We start from the raw sequence: 14,115 nt of genomic DNA on the forward strand, positions 1-14,115 counted from the left end.
TAGCGCGTATATTTTCATGAAATTATAAGTATTTAATTTCATGAGGCGCGTCATGTTCAAGCAATCCGCCCAGCATATCGGCACCTACTACGCCGGCGCCTATCCAGGTCCGATCCCGTTGCGGCCGCGCCTGCAGGAGGCATTGCAGTGTGAGGTGCTGATTGTCGGCGGTGGCTTCAGCGGCCTGCACACGGCGCTGCGCCTGGCGTTGGCAGGCAAGAAAGTGGTGCTGCTGGAAGCCAGTCGCCTGGCCTGGGCCGCCTCCGGGCGCAATGGTGGGCAGGCGCTGCCGGGCTGGTCTTGCGATATGCCGCCGTTCGAAAAGGCCCTGGGCCTGGAACGCGCGCGCCGTCTGTGGGACAGCATGGTCTGGGCCGCCGAAGAAATGCGCGAGCTGCCCGAGCGGCACAGCTTCGATATCGACTACCGCACCGGCGCGATCTACACCGCCGTGCTGCCGCGCCGCGTGCGCCAGTTGCAGGACAGTCTGGAAGAAGCCGAGCAGAAGTACGGCTACACGCAGCTGCGCTTTATCCCCAAGGAGCAATTGCCCGAGTGGATCGCCAGCCCACGCTACCTGGCCGCCCTGCATGACAGTGGCGCCGCCCACCTCAACCCGCTGAAACTGGCCCAGGGGCTGGCCGATGCCATCGAGAAAGCCGGCGGCAAGATCTTCGAGCAGAGCAAGGCGCTCGAATACCACGAAACGGCTGAAGGCTATGTGGCGCGCACTGAACACGGCGAGGTGCGCAGCGACCTGCTGGTGCTGGCCTGCAACGCCTATATCGACAAGCTCGATGCGCAACTGTCGAAGCGCCTGCTGCCGGTCGGCTCCTACCAGGTCGCCACCGCGCCACTGGACCCGGCGCTGGCGCGCTCGCTGTTGCCGCGTGGCACCTGCGCCATCGACAACCAGTTCGTGCCGGACTACTTCCGCGTCACCCCGGACAATCGCCTGCTGTTCGGCGGTGGCTGCACCTACCTCGGCGGCATCCCCAAGGATGTACCAGCTGCCACCCGGCCTTATCTGGAGCGGGTGTTCCCGCAACTGCGCGGCGTGCAAATCGACTACGGCTGGGGCGGGCATATCGACTGCACCATGCACCGCACCCCGGACGTCGGCCGCAGTGGGCAGAAGTACTGGCTGCAGGGCTTCTCCGGCCACGGCATTCTGCCGACCCTGGCTGCTGCCCGCGCGGTCAGCGATGCGATCCTCGGTGATGCCGACCTGCTTGAGCTGTACCAGGGCCTGAGCAACCCGCGCTTCCCCGGCGGCGATCTACTCGCTGCGCCGATCGAGGCGGTGGGCAAGGCGTGGTATCGATTGCGCGATGTGATTTGATGATGAGCAAGCTGCTCTTGTAGGGTGGAAAACCGCGCAGCGTTTTCCACGGGGTGGCCAACCACAGACCCCGGTGGATGAAAAAAGCGTCATCCACCCTACAAGCGCCCAGCCATAGCAAGGAACACCGGATGGATATGCAGGAAGAAGTCGAAGGTCTGGCGATCCTGATTCGCGACCTGCGCAAGCACAAGAACCTCACCCTGGGTGAGCTGGCCGCGCGCATCGATCGTTCGGTGGGCTTTCTCTCCCAGGTCGAGCGCGGTCTGTCGCGTCCGACTGTGGCAGACCTTACCGCCATCAGCGAAACCCTCGGGGTGCCGACCACCTATTTCTACAACCTGAGCAAGCCGCGCGCCGTGCCCTGGGTCACCCGTCCCGGCGAGCGCCGCACGCTGTATTACGCCGGCGGCATCACCGACGTACTGGCCTCGCCGACCATGTCGGGCGGCTTCTCCATGCTCGAAAGCCGTTTGGACCCTGGCGCCACCAGCGGCGAGGGGCATTTGAACGACAGCTCCGAACAAGGCGGTTTTGTCCTCGAGGGCGAACTGACGATTTGGTACGGCGACGCCGCCGAGCCAGTCACCCTCGGTGCCAATGACAGTTTTCAGCTGCCGCCCCACGCGCAGTTTCGCTACGCCAACCTTTCCGACTCCCCGACACGAGTGCTCTGGGTGTTTAACTAACCCGCGCAGATAACCGCCATGACGCTAACAACAGCATTCCCCGACCTGCTCAGCGAAGTCCGCGCCTTCCGCAGCGCCCACCCCGAGGTGCGCTATGTCGACCTGATCAGCCTGGACATCCCCGGGCATTTCTACGGCAAGCGCTACCCCATCGACATGCTGGAAAAAGTTGCCGCGGGCGGCCCGCTGAAAATCCCGCAGAACTGCGTGTTGCTCGGTGTACAGGGCGGCCTGCACCCGATTGGTGATTATTGCTTCAACGACGGCGACCCGGATGCGCCGCGCCGCCTTATCCCCGGCACGCTCAAGCCGGTGCGCTGGGAAAGCCAGCCCCTGGGGCAGATGCTGATCAGCTCCGACGGCACCGAAGCACCGATCGAATTCGAGCCGCGCGAAGTGCTCGCTCGCGTGCTCAAGCGCCTGGAAGCACGCGGCATCCGCCCGGTGGTGGCGTTCGAGCTGGAGTTCTACCTGTTTGATCGCAAGCTGCAGGACGGCCTGCCGCAGTTCCCCCGCGACCCGCTGTGCGGTGACGAAGACGACCAGCCGAATATGCACATCGAGCGCCTGTCGCGCTTTGCCGATGTGCTGCACGAGATTGTCGACGCCGCCAATGAGCAGGGCGTGGACGCCAATGTGATCACCGCCGAACTCGGCCCCGGCCAGTTCGAGATCAACTTTGGCCATTGCGACGACGGCCTACGCGCCGCCGACTGGGCCGCCTTGTTCTGCCGCAGCACCCGTGGCGTGGCGCTCAAGCACGGCCAGCGCGCCAGCTTTATGAGCAAACCCTACCTGCAGGCGCCGGGCAGCGGCATGCATGTGCATGTCAGCCTGTACGACGCGGCCGGCAACAACCTGCTGGCGGCCGACGCGCAACGCCCGCTGCGCCATGCGGTGGCTGGCTGCCTGGAGCTGCTGCCGCACTGCATGCCGATCTTCGCCGCCAACCACAACGCCTTCCGCCGCTACGGCGCCATGGTCAATGCCGCCAGCCGCGCCAGTTGGGGCTATGAAGACCGCGATGCCTGTATCCGCATTCCTGAGTCAGACGGCAAGAACCTGCGCATCGAACACCGTCTGGCCGGCGCCGACGCCAACCCGTACCTGGTGCTGGCGGCGATCCTCACCAGTATGGAACATGGCCTGGATGCCGGTAAGGAGCCGATTGCGCCGCTTAACGAGAATCGCCAGAGCGGCATCGATTTTCCTCAAGACATGCTCAGCGCGGTCAGCGCCATGCGCGACCACCCGGTGGTCAACCAGGGGCTGGGCAGTGAGTTCGTGATGGTCTATTGCGAGAACAAGCGCCAGGACCATCTGGCCTTTATGCAGGAGGTCAGCGCGCGGGAGTACCGTTGGTTTCTCTAGGGTCTGTTGACGTTTCGTTCGCGGCCGCGCCGGAGCCCGTTTTAGCGCGAGGCAAGGCACGAGATGCGAAGTTTAGTGAGCTAAATGAGCCATCGAGAAACGCAGCATCGCGCTAAAACTGGCCCGGCCCAGCGGGTTGCGCGCAAAATCTCGCCATGCGGTGTTGGAGGACTTGGCAAGGGAACAACCATTCCCTGCGTCCTCCGCCTAGCCTGGCGAGATTTTTCGCGGCAACGCGGCTTGCGACGAAACGTCAACAGACCCTAGGAGTACGAAGGGCGCTTGTGCTCGTTACGGCTTCATTAAAATACCTGCGAAATATTCAGCTATGCGCGAATTTAGCTGCACTTTTGCCGATGAAGTCGCTGCGCGATCGCGAATAAATTCGCTCCTACAGCCCCTTCACCGCGGCGAGTCTGGCCTGCCCGTGCAGCCTGTAGGAGTCCCGCCTCGGGGCGAAGATTACCTGGCCAAATGGTTTGCAAGGCAGCGCCTGCCCCTCGTTGTTCGACCTATCAAGCTGAAACACTTTGCAATCAGTAGACGCTTGAGCAGCGTTTGGCGCCTGTTAGATTAGCGCCGCGACGCCGGGCCCCTCTGACAGCTACCCAGCTGCCATGTCGGAGTTGCAGTTTGTATAACTTCGACTTAGGAGGGGCTTATGAGCACCCTAGAACCGTTCTTCATGGCCGAGTTCCTCGGCACCGCCACCTGGCTGTGGCTGGTCTTTATCACCATTGTTGTTAGCCTGCTGGTCTTCGACCTCGGGGTGCTTCACCGTGAGCACCGCGAAATTGGGGTCAAGGAAAGCCTCTTGCTATCCGCCGGCTATATCACTGCCGGTCTGCTATTCGGCCTGTGGGTCTGGCAGGTCAAGGGCGCCACCGACGGTATGGATTTCTACACCGGCTTTCTGATCGAGAAGTCGTTGTCCATGGACAACGTGTTTCTGATGGCAATGATCTTCAGCTTCCTGGCCATCCCGCGTAAGTACCAGCACGAGGTGCTGTTCTGGGGCATCCTCGGGGTGATCGTGCTGCGCGCGATCATGATCGGTCTGGGCGCGGCGTTGATCGCCGAGTTCAGCTGGATCCTCTACCTGTTCGGCGCCTTCCTGCTGCTGACCGGCATAAAGATGCTGTTCAGCAAGGTCGATGACCACCCGGACCTGGCCGAAAACAAGCTGGTGAAGTTCGTGCGTCGGCACATGCGTGTCACCGACCGTCTGCATGAAGGCCGCTTCTTCGTGCGCCAGCCCGATGCCACTGGCAAGTCTGTGGTCTGGGCTACGCCGCTGTTCCTGGCGCTGGTGCTGATCGAGTGTGCTGACCTGGTGTTCGCGGTGGACAGTGTGCCGGCGATCTTCGCCATCACCCAGGACCCGTTCATTGTCTACACCTCGAACATCTTCGCGATCCTGGGTCTGCGTGCGCTGTATTTCGCCCTGGCGGCGATGATCCACCGCTTCGCTTACCTCAAGTACGCCCTGGCCCTGGTCCTGGTATTTATCGGCTGCAAGATCTTCCTGGTCGGCATTATCGGCAAGACTCCGCCGGTGATCTCCTTGAGCGTCACCCTTGGTCTGCTGCTCGGCGGTGTGCTGCTGTCGCTGTGGAAAACCCGCAACGACCCGCCGCTGGTGGACAGTGAAGCGAATCGCCATTAACCCTTTTTTGCCCCGGCGTGCCGGGGCTCTGTTCAGCGTTGGAGATGACCGATGAATACATCATTGATTTCCGCTTGGGGCCTGGTTGCTTTGATCGGGCTGACCCTGGCTGGTTGCGAGGCCGCAGAAGAGTCGGCGCAAAAGCTTACGGAAAAAGCCGAACAGGCCGTACAAGAGTTGGCGCGTGAGGCGGTCAGCGACACCGTCAACGCGTTTAACGAGCAGGTCGATCAGGTGCAGCAGTCGGCCAATGAGCTGTTGGGCAAGCCCAAGGGTGAAGCGGCTGAAGACCAGCCAGAGCGCGACGCCGAGGCACCGCGTGCCGAGTCCAGCGAGGGTGTTGAAACCTGAGTGGGTGTGCGCAAACTGCTGGAGTGGGGGCGTTAGAGACCTGGTGCGCACGGCGCACCCTACCGTTGCAGGCAAAAAAAGGCCCGTCGCAAGGACGGGCCGAAGTGCCGTAACACATGGAGTCAATCAGGTGCAGCTATGCAGCGGTGCAGCCTTACAGAATCGACAGCGGGTAGTTGATGATCAGGCGGTTCTCTTGCAGGTCCGCGCCGACGTCACGACGCACATCGGAGTTGCGCCAGCGGATGCTGAGGTTTTTCAGGCTGCCTTCCTGCAGGGTGTAGGCCAGCTCGGATTCACGGCCCCATTCTTCGGCGTCAGTGCGCCCGCCGGTGTGGATGTTGTCGCCGCTGACGTAGCGGTTCATCAGCGTCAGGCCCGGGATGCCCATGCCGGCGAAGTTGTAGTCATGACGCAGCTGCCAGGAACGCTCTTCCGGGTTGTCGTAGCTGTTGGTGAAACCGTCGTTGACCAGGGTGCCGCCGCTGGCGCCGTCGATGCGCATGAACTTGGTGTCGCCGCTGAGGCGCTGGTAGGCCACGGTGAAGGTGTTGTTGCCGGTCTTGGCCGAGAAGCTGCCCTGGTAGACCTTGTTGTCCAGGTTGCCGGCTTTGGCTGAGCCTTCATCCTTACCCGTGACGTAGCCGAGGTTGGCGCCCAGCACCCAGTCACCGACCGGTTGGCTGTGGGTCAGTTGCAGGTAGCTCTGCTGGTAGACGTTCTCCAGGCGAGCATGCCAGGCGCCGACCATGGTGTTGTTGCCGTTGAACTTGAATTCGCCACCGGCGAAGTTGAAGTCATCACCTTCGACGATGCCTAGGGTCCCGCCGGCGTTGTAAGTCATTTCTTCACGGCTGGCGTCGTTGCGCTGGCTGTTTTTCCAGAACTGGCCGCCGTACAGGGTCAGGCCGTCGATCTCGTTGGAGGTGAGCTGTGCGCCCTGGAAAGTCTGCGGCAGCGAACGACCATCGTCGGCACGCAGGATCGGCAGTACGGCGAACCATTCACCGACTTTCAGTTCGGTCTTGGACAGCTTGGCTTTTGCGGCGACGGCGGTGCGGCCGAAGTCGTCAGCCTGGCGGCCGTCGTTATGCACGGGCGTCAACTGGCTACCCGTGGTGCCACGGCCACCGTCGAGTTTCACCGAGTACAGGCCCAGCACATCGAGGCCGAATCCGACGGTGCCTTGGGTGTAGCCGGAACGGGCGTCGAGAATGAAGCTCTGGGTCCAACCTGAAGCCTGGCCCTGTCCGCTCTGGGTCTGGTTGATGAAGTTACGGTTGAAGTAGTAGTTGCGCAGGCCCAGGGTGACTTTGGCGTCTTCGACGAAGCCGGCGGCCTGGCTGCTCGCGGGCAGGAACAGGGCCAGGCTGGTTGCGCCCAGCAGGGTGAGCGAAAGGGCTTTGTGCGTAGCTTTCATTGTTGTTGTGCTCCTGTTTTTTTATACGAGCGCCACCCGACTGCCGTTAAAGGCAACATCGCTGGGCTGGCTGGTGGTGTGCCCCTTCGGGGCGGCTGGCGTATCTGTCGTGCAGGTACGTCGGTGCTTCGGGCTGGCAGACCCGGTGGGTCAGGCCTGGCCGTTGGCGAATAGGGGGCTACGTAATCGTCCAGCCTGCGGTGGGTGGTCGATATAGCGTGACCGTGCGGGTGCTGCACGGCGAGCGACAGATGGGGTCATGATGAGGCCCTGCTTGTTATTGTTATTTGTGTCATATGTTGTCATACAACTTGGGCGGATTATTCACAGCCCGGCAGATGCTTGTCAACAGGCTACGCGACTAAAGTCGAGCTGCAGCTATTGCATTGCAAGGGCTTGCTAGGAATAGTCGGCTACTGAAGGCTGATGCTGCGCGCGGTTCAGTGATTGGCGGGAAGGTGTTGTTGTGCGATAACGTATGACAAATAAGCCGGAGCCGCCCTATGCCGCATTGCTTGATCGAAGCCTCGAACGCGGTACTCGCGTTGATCGAACCCGCCGAGTTGATGCAGAAGGTGCATGACAGCATTGTCGCGACGGGCATCTGCTTACCGGCCGAGGTCAAGGTGCGCGTGCAACTGTATGAGCACTACCGGGTGGCCGGCGAACAGGCGGATTTCGTCCACGTCACCGCCTCTCTGCTCGATGGCCGCACGGCGCTGCAGAAGAAGCAGGTGTCGATGAGTGTGGTCGGCGCATTGCTCGCGCGCCTGCCGACGGTGCAGGCGATTTCGGTGGATGTGCGCGACATGCAGCGCGAGGTGTTCAGCAACCGCCGCAGCTGGCAGGAAGTCGGTATTTGAGCTGAGCGTAGCGTGTAGGGTGGATCACGCTTTATCGATCCACCGTCCTGTACGCCACCTCATCCCTGACGACCCAGTCCACCGCCGCTTGTGTGCACGACGGTGGTTCAGGACGACGGCTTCAGCCGCGGTAGTAGCGCTGCGGCACAAACGGGGTCTTGGCGACTTTCATGGCCACGCGCTTGCCGCGCACCATGGCCCATACCTCGCTATCCAGGGCGACATGGCTGCTCTGCAGATAACCCATGGCCACCGGCGCGGCGAGGGTCGGGCCGAAGCCGCCGCTGCTGACGCGACCGATCACAGCGCCGTCGGCATCGACGATGTCTGCGCCTTCACGTACCGGCACGCGCTCCTGCGGCAACAGACCGACGCGCTTGCTGGCAACACCTTCCTGCTGCTGGGCGAAGATTCGCGCAGCGCCAGGAAAGCCGCCGGCCCGTACGCCATCGGCGCGGCGTGGTTTGGACATGGCCCACAGCAGGCTGGCCTCGATCGGTGTGGTGCTGGTGCTCATGTCATGGCCATACAGGCACAGGCCGGCTTCCAGGCGCAGGGAGTCGCGCGCACCGAGGCCGATGGCCTCGACTTCCGGTTCGGCCAGCAGGCTGCGCGCCAGGGTTTCGGCATGTTCAGCCGGCACGGAAATCTCGAAGCCGTCTTCACCGGTGTAGCCCGAGCGGCTGACGAAGCAGTCAACGCCCAGCAGGCGGATCACGCCGACCTGCATAAAGGTCATGGCGCCGACTTCCGGCGCCAGTCGCTTGAGCACCTCGACCGCCTTTGGGCCTTGCAGGGCGAGCAGGGCGCGGGCCTCGAACAGTGCCTCGATCTCGCAACGTGCGCCGATGTGCTGGCGCAGATGGGCCAGGTCCTGGTCCTTGCAGGCGGCGTTGACCACCAGGTACAGGGTGTCGTTGCCCAGGTTGGCGACCATCAGGTCATCGAGGATGCCGCCGTTTTCGTCGGTGAACAGGGCATAGCGCTGCAGGCCGACCGGCAGGTCGAGGATGTCGACCGGCACCAGGGTTTCCAGGGCCGCGGCAGCGTCGCTGCCGCGCAGCAGGATCTGGCCCATGTGCGAGACATCGAACAGGCCGGCGGCGTCGCGGGTGTGCAGGTGCTCTTTCATCACACCGAGCGGGTATTGCACCGGCATGTCGTAGCCCGCAAAGGGCACCATGCGCGCGCCGAGTTCCAGGTGCAGGGCGTGCAGCGGAGTTTTCGCCAGGGTTTCAGTAGTCATGAGGGTTTCCTGTAGGGTGCGCCGCGCGCACCGGTTTAGCAGCGATGGTGCGCACAGCCTGGATGACCGCACACACAGTAGGCTTTCAGCACTCGACGATATTCACCGCCAGGCCGCCGCGTGAGGTTTCCTTGTACTTGCTCTTCATGTCGGCGCCGGTCTGGCGCATGGTGCGGATGACCTTGTCCAGGGAGATAAAGTGCTGGCCGTCGCCGCGCAGGGCCATGCGTGCGGCATTGATCGCCTTCACCGAGCCCATGGCGTTGCGTTCGATGCACGGCACCTGAACCAGCCCGCCGACCGGGTCGCAGGTCAGACCGAGGTTGTGTTCCATGCCGATTTCGGCGGCGTTTTCCACCTGATTGACGTTGCCGCCGAGCACCTCACAGAGCGCACCGGCGGCCATCGAGCAGGCCACGCCGACTTCACCCTGGCAGCCGACTTCGGCGCCGGAAATCGAGGCATTTTCCTTGTACAGAATGCCGATCGCAGCGGCCGTGAGCAGAAAGCGCACCACGCCGTCGTCGTTGGCGCTGGGGATAAAGCGGCTGTAGTAGTGCAGCACGGCCGGGATGATGCCGGCGGCGCCATTGGTGGGCGCGGTCACCACGCGCCCGCCGCTGGCGTTTTCTTCATTTACTGCCAAGGCGTAGAGGTTGACCCAGTCGAGTACGCTCAAGGCGTCACGCAGGCCCGCTTCCGGGTTTTTGCACAGCTGCCGGTGCAGGGCGGCGGCGCGGCGTTTGACCTTGAGCCCGCCGGGCATGATGCCCTCGTTCTGGCAGCCGGCGCTGACGCAGTCCTGCATCACCTGCCAGATGTGCAGCAGGCCGGCGCGGGTCTCGGCTTCGCTGCGCCAGGCGCTTTCGTTGGCCAGCATCACCTGGCTGATCGACAGCTGGTGCTCGGCGCAGTGGGCCAGCAGTTGCTTGCCGGTGGTGAAGGGGTATTGCAGGGGCGTGCGGTCTTCGACGATGCGATCAGTGCCAGCCGCTTGCTCATCGACCACAAAACCACCGCCCACTGAATAAAAGGCGCGCTCGCGAATCTGCAAACCCGAGGCGTCGAAGGCGCGGAAGATCATGCCGTTGGGGTGGAACTCCAGCGGCTTGCGAATCAGCGCCAGGTGTTCCTTTTCGATAAAGCGGATCGTGCGTGTCCCCAGCAGATTCAGTTCGCCCTGCTGGCGGATGGTGGCCAGGCGTGGCGCCACGCTGGCGATCTCCACGGTGTCCGGTTGCGCGCCTTCCAGGCCCAGGAGCACCGCAGTGTCGCTGCCGTGGCCCTTGCCGGTGGCGCCGAGGGAGCCGTACAACTCGGCTTTGACGCTATGGGTCTGGTCGAGCAGGCCATCGTCGCGCAGCCCCTCGGCAAACCGGGCAGCGGCGCGCATGGGGCCGACGGTGTGCGAGCTGGACGGCCCGATACCGATTTTGAATAGATCGAAAACGCTGAGTGACATGCTGTACTCCGCTGGGCAAAACGTGCCTGCAGAGCGAACTTATTCGCGAAAATCGTGATGCTATTGAGAAATCCTCAACGCCATCACAACGTCATCGCGAATAAAGGCTAGGCGCCCCCTTCGCTCCTACATAAGTCCGTTGGGCGCCACGCGCCGCAGCGCGTGGCGCTCAGCCGCTTTAGGCGTCCTGATAAGCCTCGATGGACGGGCAGGCGCAGACCAGGTTGCGGTCGCCGAAGACGTTGTCCACGCGGCCGACCGGTGGCCAGTACTTACCATCGATCAGGGTCGCGGTGGGGTACACGGCCTGTTCGCGGCTGTACGGGTGAGTCCACTCGCCGACCAGTTCCAGGGCGGTGTGCGGGGCGTTTTTCAGCGGGTTGTCGTTGGCGTCCAGGTGGCCGGCTTCGACGGCGCGAATTTCTTCGCGAATGGCGATCATGGCGTCGCAGAAGCGGTCCAGCTCTTCCTTGGATTCGCTTTCGGTCGGCTCGATCATCAGCGTGCCGGCTACCGGGAAGGACATGGTCGGTGCGTGGAAGCCGAAATCGATCAGGCGCTTGGCCACGTCGTCGACGCTGATGCCGCTGCTGTCCTTGATCGGGCGGATGTCGAGAATGCACTCGTGGGCCACCAGGCCGCCTTCACCGGTGTAGAGCACCGGGTAGTGTTCTTCCAGGCGCCGGGCGATGTAGTTGGCGTTAAGAATCGCCATCTGCGAGGCGCGCTTGAGGCCTTCGCCGCCCATCATGCTGATGTACATCCAGGTGATCGGCAGGATGCTGGCGCTGCCGAACGGCGCAGCGCTGACGGCGCCTTCCTTGCGGGCCATCTGGCCGTGGCCGGGCAGGAAGGGAATCAGGTGCTCTTTCACGCCAATCGGGCCGACGCCTGGGCCGCCACCGCCGTGGGGGATGCAGAAGGTCTTGTGCAGGTTCAGGTGCGAGACGTCGCCGCCGAACTGGCCTGGGGCGCAGAGGCCGACCATGGCATTCATATTGGCGCCGTCGATGTACACCTGGCCGCCGTTGTCATGAATGATCTGGCAGATCTCGCGGATGCCTTCCTCGAACACACCGTGGGTAGACGGGTAGGTGATCATCAGCGCGGCGAGGCGGTCCTTGTGCTCCTCGGCCTTGGCGCGCAAGTCGGCAATGTCGACGTTGCCCCGTGCATCACAGGCGGTCACCACCACGCGCATGCCGACCATGCTGGCGGTGGCCGGGTTGGTGCCGTGGGCCGACTGCGGGATCAGGCAGATGTCGCGCTGATCATCGCCACGGCTGAGGTGGTAGGCACGAATCGCCAGCAGGCCGGCGTACTCGCCCTGGGAGCCGGCGTTGGGCTGCAGGGAGATGCCGTCGTAACCGGTGGCGGCGCAGAGCATGGCCTCCAACTCGTCGGTCAGCTGCTGGTAGCCCTGGCTCTGCTCGGCCGGGGCGAAGGGGTGCAGGTTGCCGAATTCGGCCCAGGTCACCGGGATCATTTCGCTGGCGGCGTTGAGCTTCATGGTGCACGAACCCAGCGGGATCATGCTGCGGTCCAGGGCCAGGTCCTTGTCGGCGAGCTTGCGCAGGTAGCGCATCAGCTCGGTTTCCGAGTGGTAACGGTTGAACACCGGGTGCTGCAGGATTGGCGTCTGCCGCAGCAGGCCCTGGGGCAGGCGCGAGGCGACGCTGGCGGCCAGCTCGGCGAAGTCCGGCAGGCTATTGCCCGGCTCGGCGAAGACTTCCCACAGGCGTTCGATGGCAGCCTGGTCGGTGGTTTCATCCAGCGACAGACCGAGACTCTGGCTGTCGATCTCGCGCAGGTTGATGCCCATCTCACGGGCCTGCTGGTGCAGGTGTGCAGTACGTGCGCCGCTGGCGACGGTGAGGGTGTCGAAGAAGTGCGCTTGCTCCACGCTCAGGCCGAGTTTGCTCAGGCCCTGGGCAAGAATCGCGGTCAGTTGGTGGGTGCGCTGGGCGATCCGGGTCAGGCCTTTGGGGCCGTGGTAGACCGCGTACATGCTGGCGATATTGGCCAGCAGCACCTGGGCGGTGCAGATGTTGCTGGTGGCCTTCTCGCGGCGGATATGCTGCTCGCGGGTCTGCATGGCCAGGCGCAGGGCCGGCTTGCCGAAACGGTCGACCGACATGCCGACCAGGCGGCCCGGCATATCGCGCTTGAACGCATCGCGGGTGGCGAAGTAGGCGGCATGCGGGCCACCGAAACCCAGGGGCACGCCGAAACGCTGGGCGCTGCCCAGGGCGACGTCGGCGCCGAATTCGCCGGGCGGGGTCAGCAGGGTCAGGGCCAGCAGGTCGGCGGCGACGGCGACCAGGGCGTTGGCAGCGTGAAAGCGCTCGATCAGCTCGCGGTAATCGAAGATATCGCCATTGCTTGCCGGGTACTGCAGCAGGGCGCCGAAGTAGGCGCTGGCGTCGCTGATCGCCGCTTCGTCGCCCACCACGACTTCAATACCCAGGGGCTCGGCACGGGTGCGCAGCACGTCGAGGGTTTGCGGGTGGCAGTGTTGTGAGGCGAAGAAGGCGTTGCTGGCCTTGTTCTTCGACAGGCGCTTGCAGAAGGTCATGGCTTCGGCGGCGGCGGTGGCTTCGTCGAGCAGCGAGGCGTTGGCGATCGACAGGCCGGTGAGGTCGATGATCAGGGTCTGGAAGTTCAGCAACGACTCCAGGCGGCCCTGGGAAATTTCCGGCTGGTACGGGGTGTAGGCGGTGTACCAGGCCGGGTTTTCCAGCAGGTTGCGCAGGATAGGGCTTGGCGTATGGGTGCCGTAATAACCCTGGCCGATGTAAGTCTTGAATTGCTGGTTCTTGCTGGCGATGGCCTTGATCTTGGCCAGGGCGTCGGCTTCCGACAGGCCCGGCTGGTCACCCAGCACGCTGCTGCCCTTGATGCTCTCGGGGATGACGTCGGCGGTCAGGGCGTCAATCGAGTCGTAGCCCAGGGTCTGCAGCATGGCCGCAGTGTCGGTCTCGCGCGGGCCGATATGGCGGGCGATAAATTCATTCAGGGTGGTCAGCTCGCTCATCGTCATCTCCTCAGGCGTCAGCATTGGCGTTGAGCAGGCGCTCGTAGGCGGCCTGGTCGAGCAGGCCATCGAGGGCGCTGGCATCGGCAGGGCGGAAGCGGAAGAACCAGCCCTGGCCCAGCGGGTCTGCGTTGACCTGCTCCGGTGCGCCTTCAAGGGCAGCGTTGGTTTCGACCACTTCACCGTCCAGGGGCATGGTGATGTTGCTGGCAGCTTTTACCGATTCCAGCACTGCGACTTCGTCGCCCTGAGCGTAGGTCTGCAGCTCTGGCAGTTGCACGAACACCACGTCACCCAGGGCATCCTGCGCGTAAGCGGTGATGCCTACGGTAACCAGGCCATCGGCATCCTGACGCAGCCATTCGTGCTCGACGGTAAAACGCAATTCGCTCATGGGGATTCCTCGGTGTCGGACTCACCCGTGCCGCTGACGGGTGACTGAAAGAGCTCATGCCAGGCATGAGAGATAAACAAACCCTTAGCAAGTGCGGTGCCATTCAGATAAATTTCTTATAAATCAATTACTTATTAATTATTCTGGTTGGTCATGGCAATAGCCTTGTATCGAAAACGATACGGAGAGTTGCCGATTTATCCTCAGCCTGGCGCAGCAAGGGATGTCGCGGCTAATACGCTACGTGTCGCTTTCAATACGGCGTATCGAAAACGAT

General features: G+C 63.1%; 11 protein-coding genes. 6 read left to right on the forward strand and 5 right to left on the reverse strand.

All coding sequences use genetic code 11. The features are described from left to right. The first annotated feature begins 52 nt into the window (after positions 1-52). The 5 genes from BMW49_RS07040 to BMW49_RS07060 all read left to right on the forward strand — a co-directional run bounded on the left by BMW49_RS07040 (position 53) and on the right by BMW49_RS07060 (position 5,419). The gene (locus tag BMW49_RS07040) at positions 53-1,342 is read left to right on the forward strand and encodes an NAD(P)/FAD-dependent oxidoreductase (protein ID WP_069520004.1); all 1,290 of its coding nucleotides are present in this window, start codon (positions 53-55) and stop codon (positions 1,340-1,342) included. 131 nt (positions 1,343-1,473) lie between these two features. Next, a complete protein-coding gene (locus BMW49_RS07045; protein ID WP_069520005.1) occupies positions 1,474-2,031 on the forward strand; it encodes a helix-turn-helix domain-containing protein in 558 nt (185 codons plus the stop codon). 18 nt (positions 2,032-2,049) lie between these two features. Further along, on the forward strand, positions 2,050-3,402 hold the full coding sequence (locus BMW49_RS07050; protein ID WP_069520006.1) for a glutamine synthetase family protein: 1,353 nt from the start codon (positions 2,050-2,052) through the stop codon (positions 3,400-3,402). A 661-nt stretch (positions 3,403-4,063) separates the two neighbouring features. Continuing rightward, complete coding sequence (locus BMW49_RS07055; protein ID WP_069520007.1) at positions 4,064-5,068, forward strand: TerC family protein; 1,005 nt, start codon at positions 4,064-4,066, stop codon at positions 5,066-5,068. A 51-nt stretch (positions 5,069-5,119) separates the two neighbouring features. Continuing rightward, entirely contained in the window at positions 5,120-5,419 is a 300-nt protein-coding gene (locus tag BMW49_RS07060; RefSeq protein WP_069520008.1) for a hypothetical protein, read from the forward strand. 154 nt (positions 5,420-5,573) lie between these two features. On the opposite strand, the gene BMW49_RS07065 is transcribed toward BMW49_RS07060, so the two are convergent. Beyond that, on the reverse strand, positions 5,574-6,839 hold the full coding sequence (locus BMW49_RS07065) for an OprD family porin (RefSeq protein WP_069520009.1): 1,266 nt from the start codon (positions 6,837-6,839) through the stop codon (positions 5,574-5,576). A gap of 503 nt (positions 6,840-7,342) precedes the next feature. Here BMW49_RS07065 and BMW49_RS07070 point away from each other — a divergent pair. Beyond that, positions 7,343-7,702, forward strand: coding sequence for a 5-carboxymethyl-2-hydroxymuconate Delta-isomerase (locus BMW49_RS07070; RefSeq protein WP_069520010.1), 360 nt, complete (start codon positions 7,343-7,345; stop codon positions 7,700-7,702). 121 nt (positions 7,703-7,823) lie between these two features. Here the strand turns inward: BMW49_RS07070 and gcvT are convergent, their stop codons facing one another. The 4 genes from gcvT to gcvH all read right to left on the reverse strand — a co-directional run bounded on the left by gcvT (position 7,824) and on the right by gcvH (position 13,838). Beyond that, on the reverse strand, positions 7,824-8,948 hold the full coding sequence (gcvT, locus tag BMW49_RS07075; protein WP_069520011.1) for a glycine cleavage system aminomethyltransferase GcvT: 1,125 nt from the start codon (positions 8,946-8,948) through the stop codon (positions 7,824-7,826). 85 nt (positions 8,949-9,033) lie between these two features. Continuing rightward, a complete protein-coding gene (locus BMW49_RS07080) occupies positions 9,034-10,410 on the reverse strand; it encodes an L-serine ammonia-lyase (protein ID WP_069520012.1) in 1,377 nt (458 codons plus the stop codon). A 178-nt stretch (positions 10,411-10,588) separates the two neighbouring features. Continuing rightward, positions 10,589-13,450, reverse strand: coding sequence for an aminomethyl-transferring glycine dehydrogenase (gcvP, locus tag BMW49_RS07085; protein WP_069520052.1), 2,862 nt, complete (start codon positions 13,448-13,450; stop codon positions 10,589-10,591). Positions 13,451-13,454: 4 nt separating this feature from the next. Beyond that, the gene (gene gcvH / locus BMW49_RS07090; RefSeq protein ID WP_069520013.1) at positions 13,455-13,838 is read right to left on the reverse strand and encodes a glycine cleavage system protein GcvH; all 384 of its coding nucleotides are present in this window, start codon (positions 13,836-13,838) and stop codon (positions 13,455-13,457) included. Positions 13,839-14,115 lie beyond the last annotated feature (277 nt).

The sequence above is a fragment of the Pseudomonas cuatrocienegasensis genome (genome assembly GCF_900110925.1).
In the GTDB taxonomy this organism is placed as follows: domain Bacteria; phylum Pseudomonadota; class Gammaproteobacteria; order Pseudomonadales; family Pseudomonadaceae; genus Aquipseudomonas; species Aquipseudomonas cuatrocienegasensis.

Coding starts and splice junctions, on each gene's coding strand:
- BMW49_RS07050 (WP_069520006.1), top strand. CDS start 2,050: ATGACGCTAACAACAGCATTCCCCGACCTGCTCAGCGAAGTCCGCGCC.
- BMW49_RS07070 (WP_069520010.1), top strand. CDS start 7,343: ATGCCGCATTGCTTGATCGAAGCCTCGAACGCGGTACTCGCGTTGATC.
- BMW49_RS07080 (WP_069520012.1), bottom strand. CDS start 10,410: ATGTCACTCAGCGTTTTCGATCTATTCAAAATCGGTATCGGGCCGTCC.
- gcvH (WP_069520013.1), bottom strand. CDS start 13,838: ATGAGCGAATTGCGTTTTACCGTCGAGCACGAATGGCTGCGTCAGGAT.
- BMW49_RS07045 (WP_069520005.1), top strand. CDS start 1,474: ATGGATATGCAGGAAGAAGTCGAAGGTCTGGCGATCCTGATTCGCGAC.
- BMW49_RS07055 (WP_069520007.1), top strand. CDS start 4,064: ATGAGCACCCTAGAACCGTTCTTCATGGCCGAGTTCCTCGGCACCGCC.
- BMW49_RS07060 (WP_069520008.1), top strand. CDS start 5,120: ATGAATACATCATTGATTTCCGCTTGGGGCCTGGTTGCTTTGATCGGG.
- gcvT (WP_069520011.1), bottom strand. CDS start 8,948: ATGACTACTGAAACCCTGGCGAAAACTCCGCTGCACGCCCTGCACCTG.
- BMW49_RS07065 (WP_069520009.1), bottom strand. CDS start 6,839: ATGAAAGCTACGCACAAAGCCCTTTCGCTCACCCTGCTGGGCGCAACC.
- BMW49_RS07040 (WP_069520004.1), top strand. CDS start 53: ATGTTCAAGCAATCCGCCCAGCATATCGGCACCTACTACGCCGGCGCC.
- gcvP (WP_069520052.1), bottom strand. CDS start 13,450: ATGACGATGAGCGAGCTGACCACCCTGAATGAATTTATCGCCCGCCAT.